The sequence below is a fragment of the Kribbella endophytica genome (assembly GCF_054781295.1).
The window spans coordinates 68,467-84,652 of sequence record NZ_BAAGUR010000009.1 but is presented as its reverse complement, the minus strand read 5'-3'; the positions used below and the strand labels follow the sequence as shown (position 1 = coordinate 84,652).

The 16,186-nt window shown below is 69.4% G+C and carries 15 protein-coding genes; 7 read left to right on the top strand and 8 right to left on the bottom strand.

Going from position 1 to position 16,186, the window contains the following annotated elements:
• The first annotated feature begins 50 nt into the window (after positions 1 to 50).
• The 3 genes from ACYVIO_RS42600 (at position 51) to ACYVIO_RS42590 (ending at position 1,121) form a co-directional block, all read left to right on the top strand.
• On the top strand, positions 51 to 458 hold the full coding sequence (locus ACYVIO_RS42600; RefSeq protein ID WP_460656727.1) for a hypothetical protein: 408 nt from the start codon (positions 51 to 53) through the stop codon (positions 456 to 458).
• Positions 459 to 603: 145 nt separating this feature from the next.
• Positions 604 to 918, top strand: a complete 315-nt coding sequence (locus ACYVIO_RS42595; protein WP_460656726.1) for a hypothetical protein — start codon at positions 604 to 606, stop codon at positions 916 to 918.
• 41 nt (positions 919 to 959) lie between these two features.
• Positions 960 to 1,121 (top strand): hypothetical protein, encoded by a 162-nt coding sequence (locus tag ACYVIO_RS42590; RefSeq protein ID WP_460656725.1) that lies wholly within the window; start codon positions 960 to 962, stop codon positions 1,119 to 1,121.
• A 22-nt stretch (positions 1,122 to 1,143) separates the two neighbouring features.
• Here ACYVIO_RS42590 and ACYVIO_RS42585 read toward each other — a convergent pair whose 3' ends face one another.
• On the bottom strand, positions 1,144 to 1,686 hold the full coding sequence (locus tag ACYVIO_RS42585) for an FHA domain-containing protein (RefSeq protein ID WP_460656724.1): 543 nt from the start codon (positions 1,684 to 1,686) through the stop codon (positions 1,144 to 1,146).
• A 267-nt stretch (positions 1,687 to 1,953) separates the two neighbouring features.
• On the opposite strand from ACYVIO_RS42585, the gene ACYVIO_RS42580 reads away from it, so the two are divergent.
• On the top strand, positions 1,954 to 4,248 hold the full coding sequence (locus tag ACYVIO_RS42580) for a glycoside hydrolase family 3 C-terminal domain-containing protein (RefSeq protein WP_460656723.1): 2,295 nt from the start codon (positions 1,954 to 1,956) through the stop codon (positions 4,246 to 4,248).
• On the opposite strand, the gene ACYVIO_RS42575 is transcribed toward ACYVIO_RS42580, so the two are convergent.
• Positions 4,245 to 5,309 carry an ATP-dependent DNA ligase gene (locus ACYVIO_RS42575; protein WP_460656722.1) on the bottom strand — a complete coding sequence of 355 codons (1,065 nt, stop codon included), beginning with the start codon at positions 5,307 to 5,309 and terminating at the stop codon, positions 4,245 to 4,247. The genes ACYVIO_RS42580 and ACYVIO_RS42575 overlap by 4 nt on opposite strands.
• A gap of 68 nt (positions 5,310 to 5,377) precedes the next feature.
• Between ACYVIO_RS42575 and ACYVIO_RS42570 the strand changes: the two genes are divergently transcribed.
• Complete coding sequence (locus ACYVIO_RS42570; RefSeq protein ID WP_460656721.1) at positions 5,378 to 5,878, top strand: hypothetical protein; 501 nt, start codon at positions 5,378 to 5,380, stop codon at positions 5,876 to 5,878.
• A gap of 7 nt (positions 5,879 to 5,885) precedes the next feature.
• Positions 5,886 to 6,293, top strand: a complete 408-nt coding sequence (locus ACYVIO_RS42565) for a hypothetical protein (protein ID WP_460656720.1) — start codon at positions 5,886 to 5,888, stop codon at positions 6,291 to 6,293.
• A 184-nt stretch (positions 6,294 to 6,477) separates the two neighbouring features.
• Here ACYVIO_RS42565 and ACYVIO_RS42560 read toward each other — a convergent pair whose 3' ends face one another.
• From ACYVIO_RS42560 to abc-f, 4 genes are all read right to left on the bottom strand, one after another.
• On the bottom strand, positions 6,478 to 6,654 hold the full coding sequence (locus ACYVIO_RS42560; protein ID WP_460656719.1) for a hypothetical protein: 177 nt from the start codon (positions 6,652 to 6,654) through the stop codon (positions 6,478 to 6,480).
• Between the two features lie 98 nt (positions 6,655 to 6,752).
• Complete coding sequence (locus ACYVIO_RS42555) at positions 6,753 to 8,642, bottom strand: ABC transporter ATP-binding protein (RefSeq protein WP_460656718.1); 1,890 nt, start codon at positions 8,640 to 8,642, stop codon at positions 6,753 to 6,755.
• Positions 8,643 to 8,712: 70 nt separating this feature from the next.
• Entirely contained in the window at positions 8,713 to 9,483 is a 771-nt protein-coding gene (locus ACYVIO_RS42550) for an enoyl-CoA hydratase/isomerase family protein (protein ID WP_460656717.1), read from the bottom strand.
• Positions 9,484 to 9,547: 64 nt separating this feature from the next.
• A complete protein-coding gene (gene abc-f / locus ACYVIO_RS42545) occupies positions 9,548 to 11,146 on the bottom strand; it encodes a ribosomal protection-like ABC-F family protein (RefSeq protein WP_460656716.1) in 1,599 nt (532 codons plus the stop codon).
• 106 nt (positions 11,147 to 11,252) lie between these two features.
• Between abc-f and ypfJ the strand changes: the two genes are divergently transcribed.
• Complete coding sequence (ypfJ, locus tag ACYVIO_RS42540; protein ID WP_460656715.1) at positions 11,253 to 12,164, top strand: KPN_02809 family neutral zinc metallopeptidase; 912 nt, start codon at positions 11,253 to 11,255, stop codon at positions 12,162 to 12,164.
• Between the two features lie 70 nt (positions 12,165 to 12,234).
• On the opposite strand, the gene ACYVIO_RS42535 is transcribed toward ypfJ, so the two are convergent.
• Both ACYVIO_RS42535 and ACYVIO_RS42530 read right to left on the bottom strand, forming a co-directional pair.
• Positions 12,235 to 15,216 carry a hypothetical protein gene (locus ACYVIO_RS42535; RefSeq protein WP_460656714.1) on the bottom strand — a complete coding sequence of 994 codons (2,982 nt, stop codon included), beginning with the start codon at positions 15,214 to 15,216 and terminating at the stop codon, positions 12,235 to 12,237.
• 24 nt (positions 15,217 to 15,240) lie between these two features.
• Positions 15,241 to 16,158, bottom strand: a complete 918-nt coding sequence (locus ACYVIO_RS42530; protein ID WP_460656713.1) for a hypothetical protein — start codon at positions 16,156 to 16,158, stop codon at positions 15,241 to 15,243.
• Between the last annotated feature and the right edge of the window lie 28 nt (positions 16,159 to 16,186).

Below are 16,186 nucleotides of genomic sequence, written 5' to 3'. Positions count from 1 at the left end.
GACTTCCGGGGCCGGGTCGTCGGACGGCCCGGTCCCGTACGCTCCCCGCCATGAACGTGCCCAGCCAGTCCGAGATCTTCATGATCTCCGGCGAGGAGCGCCGCCTGGTACCTGACGGCCCGGCGATCGTCGACAGCGCGGGCGGTCGGCGCGACGTACCGCCGAAGGCGCTCGACGCACTGCACTACGTGGAGACCGCCCTGCGCGAGGGGTACGCCGTACAGGTCTCGCTGCTGCGGCACGAGCTGCCCGTCCGGGAGGCCGCGCTGGCGGTGGACCTGTCCGAGGAGGAGGTGCGCTCCTGCCTGCCGACCGGGGGTGCGCCAATGGGGCCGGACGACTCCGACGAGTGGGTTCAGCTTGATCAGGTGCTGCAGCTGCAACGGCGGGTGCGGGCGTCGCGACGTGAGGCCGAGTACGAGGCCTACGAGGAGGAGCTCGAGCAGGACACCTGGTAGGCCGTCATCCCAATAAGCTGTCGGCCATGGAGGTCCTGCCGGGTCAGTCCGAGGTGTTCCTGCCGTCCGCCGCCGAGCGCAACCTGGTGCCCGCCGGACCGGCCATCATCGATGCCGAGGCAACCGTTACGACGTACCGCCGAAGATGGTCGAGGCGCTGCGGTTCGTCGAGACCGCGCTGCGCGAGGGGCTTGCCGTGCAGGTGACCGCGCTGCGGCACGAGCTGCCGATCCGTGAGGCCGCGGCCGCGATCGGGATGGCCGAGGACGAGCTGCGCTCGTACGCCGCCTCCGGTGCGCTGGCGTTCCGGTCCGACGAGCCGGTCGACTGGGTCCGGCTGGAGGACGCGCTGGCGTTCAAGCAGCAGCTCAAGGCGCGGCAGCGCGCGATCCTGGACGAGATGCTCGCCGAGTCGGACTACGACGCGGACCCTTCTGACTCCTCCGGCCGGCAGGACTAGCCGGTGGCCGATCCGTCCCGTCGCGCCTTCTCGACGCCAATGTGCTGCTCGGCTCGCTGCAGACCGACATCCTGCTGACGCTCGCGGCCCGCGACGAGTTCCAACCGCGGTGGAACTCCGAGGTTCCGGCCGGCCGGAAGACGGGCGAGCAGGAGAAGGCGCAGACGACGCAGGCTCAGAAGCCGCCGGAGCGCGAGCTGTAGGTACGGCGTACAGGCGCTGCGGTCAGCGGAAGTCGGACCAGGTCAGCGTGTAGAGGACCGCGCCGAACTGCAGGATGTCGCCGGCGCGCACCGCGGTCGGTGAGGTGATCCGGGAGCCGTTCAGGTGCGTGCCGTTCATCGAGTTGAGGTCGCGCACCATCCAGCCGTTGCCCACGTGCCGCAGCTCCGCGTGCCGACGCGACACCGACTCGTCAGCAATCCGCAGGGTGGCGCCCGGGCCGCGCCCGATCCGGATCGTCGGCGACCCCGCCGGCGGTAGCGCCAGCCCCGGCAGCGAAGCCCGCTTCGACCGAGGAGTGAGCGTCACGTACGGGACCTTCGAGATCAGCTCCCGCAACCACTCGACCGCCCGCGGCTCCCGCCCCGGCAGGTCGTGCGTGGCGTCCCGCAGTTCACTCCGGCTCTGAGCCCCGAGCACAAAGCTCATCCGCCGCACGAACGTGTCCTGCGACAACCGCCCGGTCCCGGCGCCCTCGCGAAGGATCTCCAGCGCGCGGTCTCGCTCACGGTCCGAGGGACGCGTGAGTTCCAGGCCGGAGGTCATGCCGGAATTGTCCGCTGACCAGCGGTTCACTGTCCAGCACGCCCAGCTCACAGCCCGCCGGCCCAACCTGCCGCCAGCTCACACCGTACGGCGCACGGCGCACGGCGCACGGCGACGACGCGACAGACTCCCCCACCCCACGCACCAGGCTGTGGGCCCCCGACCGGCACTGCAGGGTCCCCGGCCAATGCCCTCGCCCGCCCCCGTACCTCTCCCCTCTCGACTCGTGTCCCGTCGTGGGTGGGGTGGAGGTGGTTAGCTGAGCAGATGGTTGACGAGGCGAAGATCCTGGGACAGCTGACGGTCGAGGAGAAGGCGGCGCTGTGTCTGGGGTCGGACTTCTGGCATACCGCGGCAGTGGAGCGGCTCGGCGTACCGGCGGTGATGCTGGCGGACGGCCCGCACGGACTGCGGCGGCAGCCGGACGAAGGCGACCATGTCGGGATCGGCGGGAGCCTGCCGGCGACCTGCTTCCCGACGGCGAGCGCGCTGGGTTCGTCGTGGGACTTCGACCTCGTACGGCGGGTCGGCGCGGCGATCGGCGTCGAGGCGCGCGCTCAGGGTGTCGCGGTGGTGCTCGGCCCGGGGATCAACATCAAGCGGTCGCCGCTCTGCGGACGGAACTTCGAGTACCTGTCCGAGGATCCCCTGGTCTCCGGCGTGCTGGGCGCGGCGCTGGTCGACGGGTTGCAGAGCCAGGGTGTCGGCGCTTCCCTCAAGCACTTCGCGGCGAACAACCAGGAAACCGATCGGTTGCGAGTGAGTGCCGAGGTCGACGAGCGGACGCTACGGGAGATCTACCTGGCCGGCTTCGAACGCGTGGTGCGCAGCGCGCGGCCGTGGACGGTGATGTGCTCGTACAACCGCCTCAACGGCGTACACGCGTCGGAAAACCACTGGCTGCTCACCGAGGTACTACGTGAAGAGTGGGGCTTCGACGGTCTGGTGATGTCCGACTGGGGTGCCGTCCACAACCGAGTGGCGTCGCTTGCGGCCGGGCTCGACCTGGAGATGCCACCCAAGCTCGGCATCAGCGATGCAGCAATCGTCGCAACCGTGGCCTCGGGCGAACTGGACGAAGCAGTCCTGGACAAGGCAGTAGAGCGAGTACTCCGCCTGGCAGCGCGTGCCACGGGTCCTGCCGCCACGGGTGCGACTCCGGCAGCGGAGGCAGCAGCACCAGAGGCGACCACCTCCGAGTCGGGGACCTTCGACGTCGACGGGCACCACGCGCTCGCGCGGGAGGCGGCCGCCAACAGCATCGTGTTGCTGAAGAACGACGACGCTCTGCCGTTGGAGCCGGCTGCTGGTGAGTTGGTCGCGGTGATCGGCGAGTTCGCTCGGACCGCGCGCTACCAGGGCGCCGGCAGCTCGCAGGTGAATCCGACCCGCGTGGAGAACGCCTTCGACGAGCTCCGGGCTGCGCTCCCATCCGAGGTCCCGCTGGAGTTCGCCGCTGGGTTCGCTTCCGACAGCGACGACGCTGAGCTGACCGACGAGGCTGTTGCGCTCGCGGAGCGCTCATCTCACGTGCTCCTCTTCCTCGGACTGCCCGCTGTGGAGGAGTCCGAGGGCTTCGACCGCACTCACCTCGACCTGCCCGCGAACCAGCTCGCCCTTCTCGACCGCCTGGCGGCCGTGAATACGCGCGTGGTCGTCGTACTCAGCAACGGCTCGGCCGTCCGGCTCGCGCCGTGGGAACAGCAAGCGGCGGCAATCGTCGAGTGCTGGCTCGCCGGCCAAGCATCGGGCGGCGCGGTGGCCGACGTGCTGCTCGGCAAGGTCAACCCGTCCGGCCGGCTCGCCGAGACGTTGCCGCTGCGGATCGAGGACACCCCGGCGTACCTCAACTTCCCCGGCGAGCACGGGCAGGTCCGGTACGGCGAAGGTGTGTTCGTCGGGTACCGCGGGTACGACGCGGTCGCGCGCGAGGTCAGCTACCCGTTCGGCCACGGCCTGTCGTACACGAGCTTCGCGTACGCCGATCTGACGGTGACTGTTGAAGACGACCTTGGGGTCAACCTCAACTGCAGGGTGACCAACACCGGCGACCGCGCCGGCCAGGAGGTCGTGCAGCTGTACGTCGGCGATCCGGTCGCGCAGGTCCGGCGTCCGGTGCGCGAACTGAAGGGCTTCGCGAAGGTCTCCCTCGCGCCGGGCGAAAGTATCGACGTCAACTTCACCCTTACCGCCCGCGACCTCTCGTACTGGTCGACGCAACACGGTCGGTGGGTCGTCGAGGGTGGCGATTTCGAGTTCGCCGTCGGCGCATCCTCGCGCGACCTGCGGCTCACGACCACCGTCGACATCGACGCACCGCCGCTGCTCCCCCGGCTCGACGAGATGGCGACGCTCGAGGAATGGCTGGAACACCCGGCCGGCGCCGCTGCACTACGAGAGCTGATCGGAGTCGATGCCAACGGCAACCCGCAGGGCATCCTCGCGAGTCCCGACCTGCTGAAGATGATCGGCAACTTCCCGATCAGCAGCATCGCCTCGTTCCCGGGCCTCGGCCTGACCCCGGACAGCGTCAGCAGCCTGGTGGCAAAGGTCGTGGGTTAACCCAGGACGTCGTCGAGGGCGAACTTCACGGGTTCTTCGAGTTGGTCGTACGTGCAGGACTCCGGCGTACGGTCGTCGCGCCAGCGGACGAACTGCGCGGTGTGCCGGAAGCGGACGCCTTCCATGTGGTCGTAGCGGACCTCGACGACACGCTCCGGGCGGAGCGGGACGAAGCTCAGGTCCTTGCCGGCCTGCCAGCGGCTGCCCTCGGCGTTGCGGGGAGTCCGGTTGCCCTCCTCCTGCTTCGCCCAGGCCCACGGATGGTTGTCGAAGTCCGTGACCAGCTCCTGCATTTCCTCGAACAGTTCCTCGCGCCGCGCCATCGGGAACGCTCCGATCACCCCGACGCTCGCCAGCACGCCCTCGTCGTTGAACAGCCCGAGCAGCAGCGAGCCGATCCGGTTCGGGCCGCTCTTGTGCACGCGGTAGCCCGCCACAACGCAGTCGGCAGTCCGCTCGTGCTTGATCTTGAACATGGTCCGCTTGTCCGGCTCGTACAGCCCGTCCAGCGGCTTCGCGATCACGCCGTCCAGGCCCGCGCCCTCGAACTGGTGGAACCACTCGGTCGCCAGCGCCTTGTCGGTCGTCGTCCGGGTCAGATGGATCGGCGTCTTGGCCGGAGCGAGCGCCTTCTCCAACGCCGTACGACGTTCGACGAACGGTCGCTGCGTGTAGTCCTCGTCACCGAGCGCGAGCAAGTCGAACGCGACGAACCGCGCCGGCGTGGTCTCGGACAGCATCTTCACCCGCGACGCCGCCGGGTGGATCCGCTGCTGCAGCACCTCGAAGTCGAGCCGGTCACCGGACCCGCCGACGACCACGATCTCGCCGTCGACCACGCAGCGCTCGGGCAGGTTCGCTTTGATCGCCTCGACCAGCTCGGGGAAGTACCGGGTCATCGGCTTCTCGTTACGGCTGCCGATCTCGACCTCGTCGCCGTCGCGGAAGATGATGGAGCGGAACCCGTCCCACTTCGGCTCGAAGCTCACCTCGCCGTCCGGCATCTGCTTGACGGCCTTGGCGAGCATCGGCTTGACCGGGGGAACCACGGGTAGCTGCATGCGGCCATTCTGCCCGCGGACGGGGCATGATGGAGGTATACCGAACGGTAGCGACCGGAGGTACCGCGATGTACGACGTCGTACTGCTTGTCGAGCAGGAGTTGTCGCAGGAGGACGCCCACCGGGTGGCCGAGCTGCACCAGGACATGCCCGAGCCCGTGAAGTACCACGTGCTCGTGCCGTGCCACAACGCCGAGGCGGGCGTCGAGGCGTCGATCAGCGCCCTCGGAACGGCCGACCTGTACGGCACCGGGCTGATCGATCAACGCGAGGAACTGGCCGAGGCGCAGAAGGCGATCGACAGCGAGGCGCGCGACTGCACGGGGCGCAGCGTCCAGCGGCTGCGCGACCTGGGCCACGACGCCGTCGGCGGGATCTCGCACGACCGCCCGATCGACGCCCTGACGGCGACGGTCGACAAGGTCAAGGGTCAGGAGGTCATCATCCTGACCCGCCCGCACATCGTCGCCGAGTTCTTCCACCTCGACTGGACCAACACCGCCCGCCGCCACCTCGGCGTCCCGGTCCTCCACCTGCTCGAACACGACCCGGAGAAGGCGAAGAAGTAGAACCCCGGTGCAGCATCAGGGCGGCGGCGAAGCCGGCGGCGTGGACAAGGCAGCCGGAGGAGCCGCCCGCGTACTGGTCATCGGCCTAGATCCCGCCAAGCTCGACGGTTGGGATCCAGAGCCGGTGCTCGCGGCGATGGCTCGCGGGCGGGAGCGCTTCGACGAGCTCGGACTGACCGCTGACTGGTGCTTGATCGCACCGGACGACCATCCCGAGCAGGCGGTGATCGAGGCGCTGACCAACAGCACCTACGAGTGCGTGGTCGTCGGCGGCGGCATCCGGAAGCACGAGCCGTTGCTGGAGCTGTTCGAGCAGGTGGTCAATCTCGCGCGCCTACATGCCCCCACCGCCGCGATCGCCTTCAACAGCACCCCCGACGACTGCGCAGACGCCGCCCTACGCTGGCTGAACTAACCGCTCAGGGCCGCGTGAACTGACCCGCTCAACCGCTGGGTGAGCTGACCGCTCAGGGCCGCGTGAACTGACCCGCTCAGCCGCTGGGTGAGCTGGCCGCTCACTCGCTCGGTGAGCTAGCCGCTCAAGCGCTCGGTGAGCTGGCGGCCCACGCAGCTTCACCGAGCCGGTTGGAGCAGCCAGCTCAGTGGAGCATTACGGCGGCGTACGTTAGGCCGGCGGCGAGGGCGGCGAAGAAGAGGGACAGGCCTCGGCGGAGTGTCTGGTCGCCGACCTTGCCGTAGTGGACGCCGTCCTCGGAGTTGTAGGCCAGCCTGAAACCGGTGTAGCCCGCGCCCAGGACCAGTGCGTACTTGATCATCCCGAAGTCCTTCCCTCACGTCAGGACAATGCCGTTTCCTATCAACAGTATGGCCGCTGATAGGTCTGTGCTTCGGCAGGTACCCGGAGGGTGGACGTCTACACAGCCGCAGGCGTCTCCGCGAACTGGGTCCGGTAGAGATCGGCGTACTCACCGTTCAGCGCCAGCAGCTGCTCGTGGGTCCCGCGCTCGACGATCGTGCCCTGGTCGACGACCAGGATCTCGTCGGCGTTGCGGACCGTGGAGAGCCGGTGGGCGATGACCAGCGACGTCCGGCCTTCCAGCGCGGTGTCGAGAGCTCGCTGCACAGCGACCTCGGACTCCGAGTCCAGGTGAGCCGTCGCCTCGTCCAGTACGACGATGTGCGGCGCTTTCAGCAGCAACCGGGCGATCGCCAGCCGCTGCCGCTCACCACCGGACAGCCGGTGGCCGCGGTCGCCGACGACCGTGTCGAGACCGTCGGGCAGCGTGGAGACCAGGTCCCACACCTGCGCCGAGTCCAGCGCCTCGATCATCTCGTCCTCGGTCGCGTCCGGCTTGGCGTAGACCAGGTTGGCCCGGATCGTGTCGTGGAACATGTGTGCGTCCTGTGTGACGTACCCGATCGCGTCGTGCAGCGACTCGAGCGTCACCTCGCGGACGTCGTGCCCGCCGACCCGCACGGCTCCCCCGGTCACGTCGTACAGCCGAGCGACCAGGTTGGTGATCGTCGTCTTGCCGGCTCCCGAAGGACCGACCAGCGCAACCATGTGGCCCGGCTCGACCGTGAAGCTCACGTCGTGCAGCACCTGCGACGATGCACGCTTGTCCAGCACGGCGACCGACTCCAGGCTCGCGAGCGAGACCTGATCGGCGGTCGGGTACGCGAAGGCGACCTCGTCGAACGTCACCGACGCGGAGACGTCGTCCGGCAGCGGCTTCGCGTCCGGCCGGTCCTGGATCATCGGCTCGAGGTCGAGCACCTCGAAGACCCGCTCGAACGAGACCAGCGCGGTCATCACGTCGACCCGTACGTTGGAGAGCGCGGTCAGCGGCCCGTACAGCCGGCCGAGCAACGCGACCAGCGCCAGCAGCGTGCCGATGGTCAGCGTGTCCCGGACGGCGAGGTTGCCGCCGACGCCGTACACCAGTGCGGTCGCCAGCGAGGCGACCAGAGTCAGTGCGGTGAAGAAGACCCGCCCGAGCATCGCGGTCCTGATCCCCAGGTCGCGGACGCGTCCAGCGCGCTCGCCGAACTCTGCGTTCTCCGATGAGGGCCGGCCGAAGAGCGTCACCAGCAGCGCGCCACCGACGCTGAACCGCTCGGTCATCGCCGTCGACATGTCCGCGTTGAGCTGCATCTGCTCGCGCGTCAAAGCGGCCAGCCGTCGCCCGAGAACCCGGGCCGGGACCAGGAAGACCGGCAGCAGCAGGATCGCGACCAGCGTCAGCTGCCAGCTCAGCAGGAGCATCGCGCCGATCACGAGGATCAGGCTGATGATGTTCGAGACGACGCCGGACAGCGTCGAGGTGAAAGCCTGCTGGGCACCGATCACGTCGGTGTTGAGCCGGGAGACCAGCGCACCGGTCTGCGTGCGGGTGAAGAACGCCACCGGCATCTTCTGCACGTGCCCGAACACCTTGGTCCGCAGGTCGAAGATCAGTCCCTCACCGATCTGCGCCGAGTACCAGCGCTGGACCAGGCCGAGACCGGCCTCCACGATCGCGAGCAGCGCGACCAGCAGGGCCAGGCCGGTCACCAGGCCGGCGTTGCCCTTGCTGATGCCGTCGTCGACGATCTTCTTGAACAGCAACGGCGAGGCGATCACCAGGAACGCCGACACCACCACCAGCACCAGGAACACCGTGATCTGCCACCGGAACGGCCGCGCGAACCGCACGATCCGCTTGACCGTGCCCTTCGCCAGCTTCTGGTTGACGACCGACGCGTCCTGCCGGCGCCAACTCCCCGCGCCGCCGCGGCCCCCTTGCATCATCCCTGCACTCATCCGGCTCCTCCCCGTCCTCCACCCGTCGACCTCAACAACACTCCAGGTCAGCCGTTCCTTCCCGATCCGGTCAGCTGAGGTAGGAAGCCAGCGCCGCCAGCCGCCGCTGCTGAGCCTCGCGCTCGGCCTTCAACTGCTCCTGGTAGGAGCGATCCGCAGCACCCAGCAGCAGCGCCTTCGTCTCTCGGATCGCATCCACAAGCGGCGTCAGCAGTGCATCGGTCAGGTCCTTCACCGTGCCTTCCAGCTCCTCGGCCGGTACGACGATGTTGGCCAGCCCGATCTCCTTGGCCTCGGCCGCCTCGACCCACCGGCTGGTCGCACAGATCTCCAGTGCCCGCGAGTACCCCACGAGTTGCACCAACGGCTGCGTCCCACCGAGATCAGGCACCAGCCCGAGCGCGGGCTCCCGCATGCTGAACTTGGCGTCCGGCGCCAGCACCCTCAGGTCGCAGGCCAGCGCCAGCTGGAACCCCGCGCCGACAGCATGGCCCTGAACCGCCGCGATGCTGATGATCTCGGGCTTGCGCAACCAGGAGAACCCGGCCTGGATCTCGGCGATCGTCTGGTGCACCTCGTCGACCGGCTTGGTCCCGAGCGCGAGCAACGGCTCGTCGCCCTCGACCGGCTCGGCCGTCATCAGCGCCCGGTCGAGGCCCGCCGAGAACGACGGCCCCTCCCCCGACACGACAACGACCCGCACGTCCGCGGGCAGGGCTGCCCCGAACTCCGCAAGCGCCCGCCACATCCGGGGCGTCTGCGCGTTCCGCACCTCCGGCCGGTCGAGCACCACTCGCGCGACCGGTCCGTCCACCGTCAACCGCAGTCCGTTGTTCTCCATGCCCAAGAACATACGGGAACGGACCCCCGTTTTCGGGGCGTCCTGATCGGCTGTGGAAAACGTCTCAGGCCAGCGACACCAGGTCGGCGTACTCGTTCGTCCACAGGTCCTCGACGCCGTCCGGGAGCAGCAGCACGCGCTCCGGCTCGAGCGCCTCGACGGCGCCTTCGTCGTGGGTGACCAGCACGATCGCGCCCGTGTACGAACGGATCGCGTTCAGCACCTCGGCGCGCGAGGCGGGGTCCAGGTTGTTGGTCGGTTCGTCGAGCAGCAGCACGTTCGCCGCCGAGACGACCAGCGTCGCCAGCGCGAGCCGGGTCTTCTCGCCACCCGACAGCACGCTGGCCGGCTTGTCGGCGTCGTCCCCGCTGAACAGGAACGCGCCGAGCACCGAGCGCGCCTGCGTCTCGTTGAGCTCCGGGGCCGCGGACTTCATGTTCTCCAGGACGGTCCGGTTGACGTCGAGCGTCTCGTGCTCCTGCGCGTAGTACCCGAGCTTGAGCCCGTGCCCGTCGAGCACCTCGCCGGTGTCGGACTTCTCGACCCCGGACAGCACTCGCAGCAGCGTCGTCTTGCCTGCGCCGTTGAGGCCCAGTACGACGACGCGCGAGCCGCGGTCGATCGCCAAATCGACGTCGGTGAAGATCTCGAGCGACCCGTACGACTTGGACAGTTCCTTGGCCATCAACGGCGTCTTGCCGCACGGCGCCGGCGTCGGGAACGCGATCTTCGCGACGCGGTCGGAGGCGCGGACGTCCTCGAGCGAGGCCATCAGCTTCTCGGCACGCTTCAGCATGCCCTGGGCCGCGGTCGCCTTGGTCGCCTTCGCGCGCATCTTGTTGGCCTGGTCGACCAGCTGCGAGGCCTTCTTCTCCGCGTTCGCCCGCTCGCGCTTACGGCGGCGCTCGTCGGTCTCGCGCTGGGTCAGGTACGCCTTCCAGCCGACGTTGTAGACGTCGATCTCGGCCCGGTTCGCGTCCAGGTGGAAGACCCGGGTGACGGTCTCCTCGAGCAGGTTCACGTCGTGGCTGATCATGATCACGCCGCCGGCGTACTGCTTGAGGAAGTCGCGCAGCCAGACGATCGAGTCGGCGTCCAGGTGGTTGGTCGGCTCGTCCAGCAGCAGCGTCTCGGCCTGCGCGAACAGGATCCGGGCCAGCTCGACACGGCGGCGCTGACCACCTGACAGCGTGTTCAGCGGCTGGCCGAGGACGCGGTCCGGCAGCCCGAGGTTCGCCGCGATCCGGGCGGCCTCGGACTCCGCGGCGTACCCGCCGGCGGCGTGCAGGTCGGCCTCGGCGCGCTCGTACCGGCGCATGCCCTTCTCGCGGGTCTTGTCGTCCGAGCTGGCCATCTGCTTCTCGGCGTTGCGCATCCGGCGTACGACCTCGTCGAGACCGCGCGCGGACAGGATCCGGTCACGGGCCAGTACGGCGAGGTCGCCGGTCCGCGGGTCCTGCGGGAGGTAGCCGATCTCGCCCGAGGAGTTGACCGAACCGCTGGCCGGCAGGCCCTCACCGGCCAGGATCTTGGTCAGCGTCGTCTTGCCGGCGCCGTTGCGCCCGACCAGACCGACCTTGTCGCCGGGACCCACCCGGAAGGACGCCGGCGCGAGCAACTGCCGGGCCCCGACGCGGACCTCGACGTCTGTGGCGGTGATCATGGCGGCGCAGGGGTCCTCAAAGTCGGGTGGCAGGGGTGGGACACGCGTCGGCGACGCCACGTCACGAGGCGGCCTCTACTGTGTGTCCAGGTCTAGTGTAGTTGCTGTGAAATTCAATCCGGACGCCGACTTGGACACCAGCGGTGTGGAGGACACCCGCGGCAGCGGGGGCGGTGGCGGCGGTCTGCTGCCCGGCGGGATGGGGATCCCGGTCGGCGGCGGCATCGGCGGCCTGATCCTGCTCGTGGTCATCCTCCTGCTGAACGGTGGAATCCCCGGCGTGGGCGGCGGCGGCTCCGAGGAGCCCACCGTCCGCAACACCGCCGCGGGCAACCTCGACTCCTGCAAGAAGGGCACCGACCTCGCGAACAACGAGGACTGCCGCTTCGTCTTCTACCAGAACTCGATCGAGGGCTTCTGGGCCGCCGAGCTCCCCCGCCGCGGCAAGAAGTACGTCAAGGCGCCGATGCGCGTCTTCGGCGGCCAGGTGAACACCGGCTGCGGCGCTGCCTCGAGCGCGGTCGGGCCGTTCTACTGCCCGCCCGACCACCGGGTCTACCTCGACATCGGCTTCTTCCAGACGCTGCAGACCGAGCTCGGGGCCAAGGGCGGCAACTTCGCCGAGGCGTACGTGGTCGCGCACGAGTACGGCCACCACATCCAGAACCTGTACGGCTACCTGGACCGGATCAAGACCCGGGAGGGACCGACGTCGGACTCGGTCCGCTCCGAGCTGCAGGCCGACTGCCTGGCCGGGATCTGGACCAACCACGCCACCACCGCCAAGGACGCCCAGGGCGACACGTTCATCGAGGGCCTGACCGACGACGACATCGACCGTGGTCTCGACGCGGCCGCGGCCGTCGGCGACGACCGGATCCAGCAGAAGACCCAGGGCCGCGTCACCCCGGAGAACTTCAGCCACGGTACCGCCGAGCAGCGCCAGCGCTGGTTCCGCACCGGCATGGACTCCGGCGACATGAGCGCGTGCGACACCTGGGGCGCCCAGAGCCTCTGACGCCTGTACGACGAAAGGCCCGCTCCCCGAGGGGAGCGGGCCTTTCGCATGCGTACGGCGTACTGGCCTACTAGGCGACGGCCGCCGGGCGGCGGTAGCCCGGGAGGAGCTCGTCGACGAGGGCGTCGGTCTCGGCCTCGGCGCCGCGGGGGCCACCGTGCTTGGACAGGGCCGTGTACATCTGGCCGGCGATCACCGTGACGTCGTCCGTCGTACCGAAGTGGGACGCCAGGCGCAGGGTCGCGCGCCACAGCTCCTCGGACGCCGGGGCGAAGCTCAGACCGGTCTGGAGCGCCGTGCGGGCCAGGTTGCCGTCGTTGTGGCGCAGGCTGGCCTCGGCCAGCTTGAGCGCCGCGTCGACGACCGACTCGGCCATCCGCCGCTCGATGCCGGCCGCGGCGAGCCACGAGTACCGACCGGCGGGCAGCCCGGACCAGGCCTGGCCGTGCACCAGGCTGAGCGCCGTCGACAGCGGCTGACGCGGGTCGTCCATCAGCTCGGCCTGCTTGGCCAGCGTCCGGAACACGTCCCAGTCGACCCGTACGACGCTGCGGTTCAGCATCCAGCGGCCGGACTCGTCGGCGTACATGGCATCGACACCGACCCACTGGCGGGTGTGCTCGAGGGCCGAGTTCCGCAGCTCGTCGCTGATGCCACGCGGCCAGATGGAGCCCGCCAGCACGTTCGGGTGGACGCCGTAGTCCTGGCCGGCCAGGAACGCCACGATCTCGGTCGCCAGCTGCACGCGGCCCGGGTCGATCGGCCCCCGCGCGTCGACCTCGACCGGTCCGAGCAGGTCGACCTCGACCGGCGCGGCCTGGCTCAGGTCCATCGAGGAGAACTCGTACGCCGGCATGTCCTGCTCCGTCCGGCGCTTGTCCCGCGCCTCCGACTCGGCCGTCTCGAACAGCGCGACCAGGTCCGCGAACTGGGTCGGGTTGATGCTGTGGGCATCGACCTCGAGGCCGAGCAGGCGGCAGACCGCCTGGTTCTTCTCGTCCACGACGAACCGCCAGGGAGCGTCCAGCACGTCACCGACGACGACCACCGCGACGCAGCGCTTCGGGTCGGCCGCCAGGCGGCCCAGCCGCTGCTGCTCCTCCAGCGAGGGCGGAGCGGACACGAAGATGATCTCCGCGCCCCACAGCATCGCGTCGGGGTGCGCCATCCGGGCAGTCGCGACCGAGTCGGCATCGCGGCGGGCACAGGCTTGCACCTGGTTGTCGGTACGCCGGGTGACCTCCTGCAGCGCGTCCTCCAGCCGGGTCCAGTAGCTCAACCGGGCCGGGGCCAGCGACGACAGGTCGTCACCGAAGCCCACCATGCTCACGTGCGCGCCCTCGGACCACAGGTTGGTAGCCAGCTCGGCCGCCAGCGACCCGACCACGTCGCGGGACGCGTTGGTGACACCGCCGAAGCTGACCACACCCCGCGCGGCGTCGAGGTCGACCAGCACGGTGGCGCCGTCGGCGTTCCGGCCGATGGTCACCAGCGTCGGGTACGGCGAAGGCGCGGTCACGTCGCTCGTCGGCGCGTACGCCCGGCGCAGCACCCAGCGGCGCCCGTCGGCGATGACCTGCCACGGCGCGGGCGGCGGGGCCTGGTTCTCCCCCGGCTCCAGCACCAGCGTCAGCGCCCGGTCGGTGACGAGCGCGGCCACGACGACCGGCATCATCCGGTTCGCCTCGGTCATGCTCGCGCCCAGCTGGCGCAGCGAGTTGTCCACGAACTGCGCGGTCGGTACGTCAGCCGCCAGCCGCAGGTTGATCTCGGTCTGCCGCCCGGACGCCGCCTTCGGGCCAGGGCCCAGGGCCCAGCCGCGCCGGCGCTTCAGCGCCACCGCGAGACCGGCCGCCAGCAGGGTCGCCCCGAAACCGTAGATCCCGGCCTCGGTCGCGCTGATCCCGCTGTCCGACTCGACGACCACGTCCGGCACCTTGGTGCCGCCCGCGACCGGGTCACCGGGCTGAGCTTCCGTCGTACCGGGTCCGTGGGGCTGAGTGACGTCGATGCTCGGATCGGCGGGCTTGGTGTCCTTGACGGCGGGGTCGCTGCCGATCGAGATCGAGGACGGCCGCTCGGTGCCCTCCTCCTCGAACCAGCGGGTGCCGGTGCCCGGCTTCACGTCCGTGGACGTCTTCACCGCCGGCTTGGTGACCTTCGGGGTCACCTTCTCCTTGGTGTCCTTGGTGTTCGGCGACAGCTTGTCGTCCTGCTGGACCGGCGTCGGGGTGTCGATCGCGACGCGGACCGTGTGAACGCCCGGGCCCTTCGCGTCGGCGGGCAGGCGGACCTGCCAGCCCGGCATGATCAGGTCCGGGTTGGTCAGCCGGCGGCCATCGGGCTGCAGCTTGTTCTTGTTGAGGTCGTAGATCTCCTTGTAGCGACGACCCTCGCCCAGGTACCGCTCGGCGATGTCCCACAGGCAGTCGTAGTTGCGCCCCTCCGGCGGGCGGACCTCGGTGTACTTGACCACCTGACCGGTCTGGTCGTTGTTGGTCCGTACGCCGGTGTGCCCGCCGCTCAGCACCGTGCTGCGCTTCTCGGTCTGCCGGTACGTCGAGGCGGAGTCGTCACCGCCCTGCGACACGCTGATCGAGCTCGGCGAGGCACCGCTGGTCGTGACCGCGTTGGCGACCGGCAGCGTCACGCTCGCCGCGCCCGCGATCAGCACCACGCCGGCCACGAGCCGCCGGGCCAGGGTCTGCGACCCACCACCCAGCGGGATCCGCGGCGACAACCCGTGCCCCCGCACCTCGGCCACGGCCTCCGCGATCAGGCAGATCACGAAGTGCGCCCACGCGAGCCACACGAAGAACCCGATGATGCCCAGCACCGTCTCGATGCTCAGCTCACTGAACAGCACGTCCCGCGAGGGCATCTGGTCGGGCCAGGGCTTGCCGAAGAACGTCAGCAGCACGTACGGCACGCCACCGACGATCGCCAGCACCGCGAGCAGCGACGCAAACCCCTTCAGCCGGTCGGCCGCCGCACTCCCCGACCCCCGCTGCGGCAACCGCGCCGACCGCACCGGATCAGTCGTCTTCACCATCGTCGTCCCTCCATCGCCCCACCGTCACCCACCGATAGCCTGCACTTCCTGCACAGGCAACCGCTGCACCGCGTCGACCCAGGCCGAGTCAATGAACTCCCAGGTGTCGTCATTGGTGTGCCAGTACGAAACATCCCAGCGGATCCGCAGCTTGACCGTGTACATGCCGTCCGGCTGGGTCGCGCTCGACCGCTTGTACACGTGCTTGCAGTTGCTGATCTGCTGGTCCGGATCTTTGGTCTTGTCGTAGCCGTCCTTACCCAGCGGAGCGACGCCACCGATGCAGTCGATCGGCTTCGAGCCGTCGCCCGGGTCGACGATGATCTCGCCCACCACGCCCCGCATCGTCAAGGAGTCCTGGTCGATGCCGTACACGGCGATAGACGAGTCCTTCTTGATGTACGCACTGTCCGGCGTGAGGTCGAAGTAGGCCGGGATGTTGACCCGCGGCGTGAAGGTCGGGTTGACCTGCAGCACCGGCGGCGGGTAGCCCTCGTCGAACGTCGACCAGAACTTCTCCATGTACTGCAGGACAGGGCACTGGCCTCGCTCAGCCGCTCCGACCGGAATGATCGCGCGCTCGATGTGCGCCTTGACGCCGCCCGGAGGCGCCGCCGACTGCAGGTCGTAGTCGACGATCGTCAGCCGGAGCTTCCATTCCTTGCCGTCCGGCGCGGCAGGCAGGGTCACGCCCGGCGGGACGTCGAAGTCGCGGCACGGAACGAACGGCAGGCCGCCGAGGAGCTCGCGCCAGTTGCTCGCGGCTGTGCCCAGCCAGCCGGATCCGCAGAACGCGCCGAACCCGTTCGAGTTCACGTACAAGTTGCAGGTTCCCGCGCCGATGTGTTTGGTGTCGGCACTCGCCGTACCAGCCGGGACCACCAGTAGCAGTGCCAGCACGGTGCTCAGGGCAATGAAGCCTCGGGCCACCCGGTTGCGCATCCTGTCTCCTGAGTCTTGTCCTACTGGC

Bases quoted from the DNA above. Each gene is read 5' to 3' on its own strand.
- ACYVIO_RS42600 (WP_460656727.1), top strand. From the start codon at position 51: ATGAACGTGCCCAGCCAGTCCGAGATCTTCATGATCTCCGGCGAGGAG.
- ACYVIO_RS42595 (WP_460656726.1), top strand. From the start codon at position 604: ATGGTCGAGGCGCTGCGGTTCGTCGAGACCGCGCTGCGCGAGGGGCTT.
- ACYVIO_RS42585 (WP_460656724.1), bottom strand. From the start codon at position 1,686: ATGACCTCCGGCCTGGAACTCACGCGTCCCTCGGACCGTGAGCGAGAC.
- ACYVIO_RS42580 (WP_460656723.1), top strand. From the start codon at position 1,954: ATGGTTGACGAGGCGAAGATCCTGGGACAGCTGACGGTCGAGGAGAAG.
- ACYVIO_RS42575 (WP_460656722.1), bottom strand. From the start codon at position 5,309: ATGCAGCTACCCGTGGTTCCCCCGGTCAAGCCGATGCTCGCCAAGGCC.
- ACYVIO_RS42570 (WP_460656721.1), top strand. From the start codon at position 5,378: ATGTACGACGTCGTACTGCTTGTCGAGCAGGAGTTGTCGCAGGAGGAC.
- ACYVIO_RS42560 (WP_460656719.1), bottom strand. From the start codon at position 6,654: ATGATCAAGTACGCACTGGTCCTGGGCGCGGGCTACACCGGTTTCAGG.
- ACYVIO_RS42555 (WP_460656718.1), bottom strand. From the start codon at position 8,642: ATGAGTGCAGGGATGATGCAAGGGGGCCGCGGCGGCGCGGGGAGTTGG.
- ACYVIO_RS42550 (WP_460656717.1), bottom strand. From the start codon at position 9,483: ATGGAGAACAACGGACTGCGGTTGACGGTGGACGGACCGGTCGCGCGA.
- abc-f (WP_460656716.1), bottom strand. From the start codon at position 11,146: ATGATCACCGCCACAGACGTCGAGGTCCGCGTCGGGGCCCGGCAGTTG.
- ACYVIO_RS42535 (WP_460656714.1), bottom strand. From the start codon at position 15,216: ATGGTGAAGACGACTGATCCGGTGCGGTCGGCGCGGTTGCCGCAGCGG.
- ACYVIO_RS42530 (WP_460656713.1), bottom strand. From the start codon at position 16,158: ATGCGCAACCGGGTGGCCCGAGGCTTCATTGCCCTGAGCACCGTGCTG.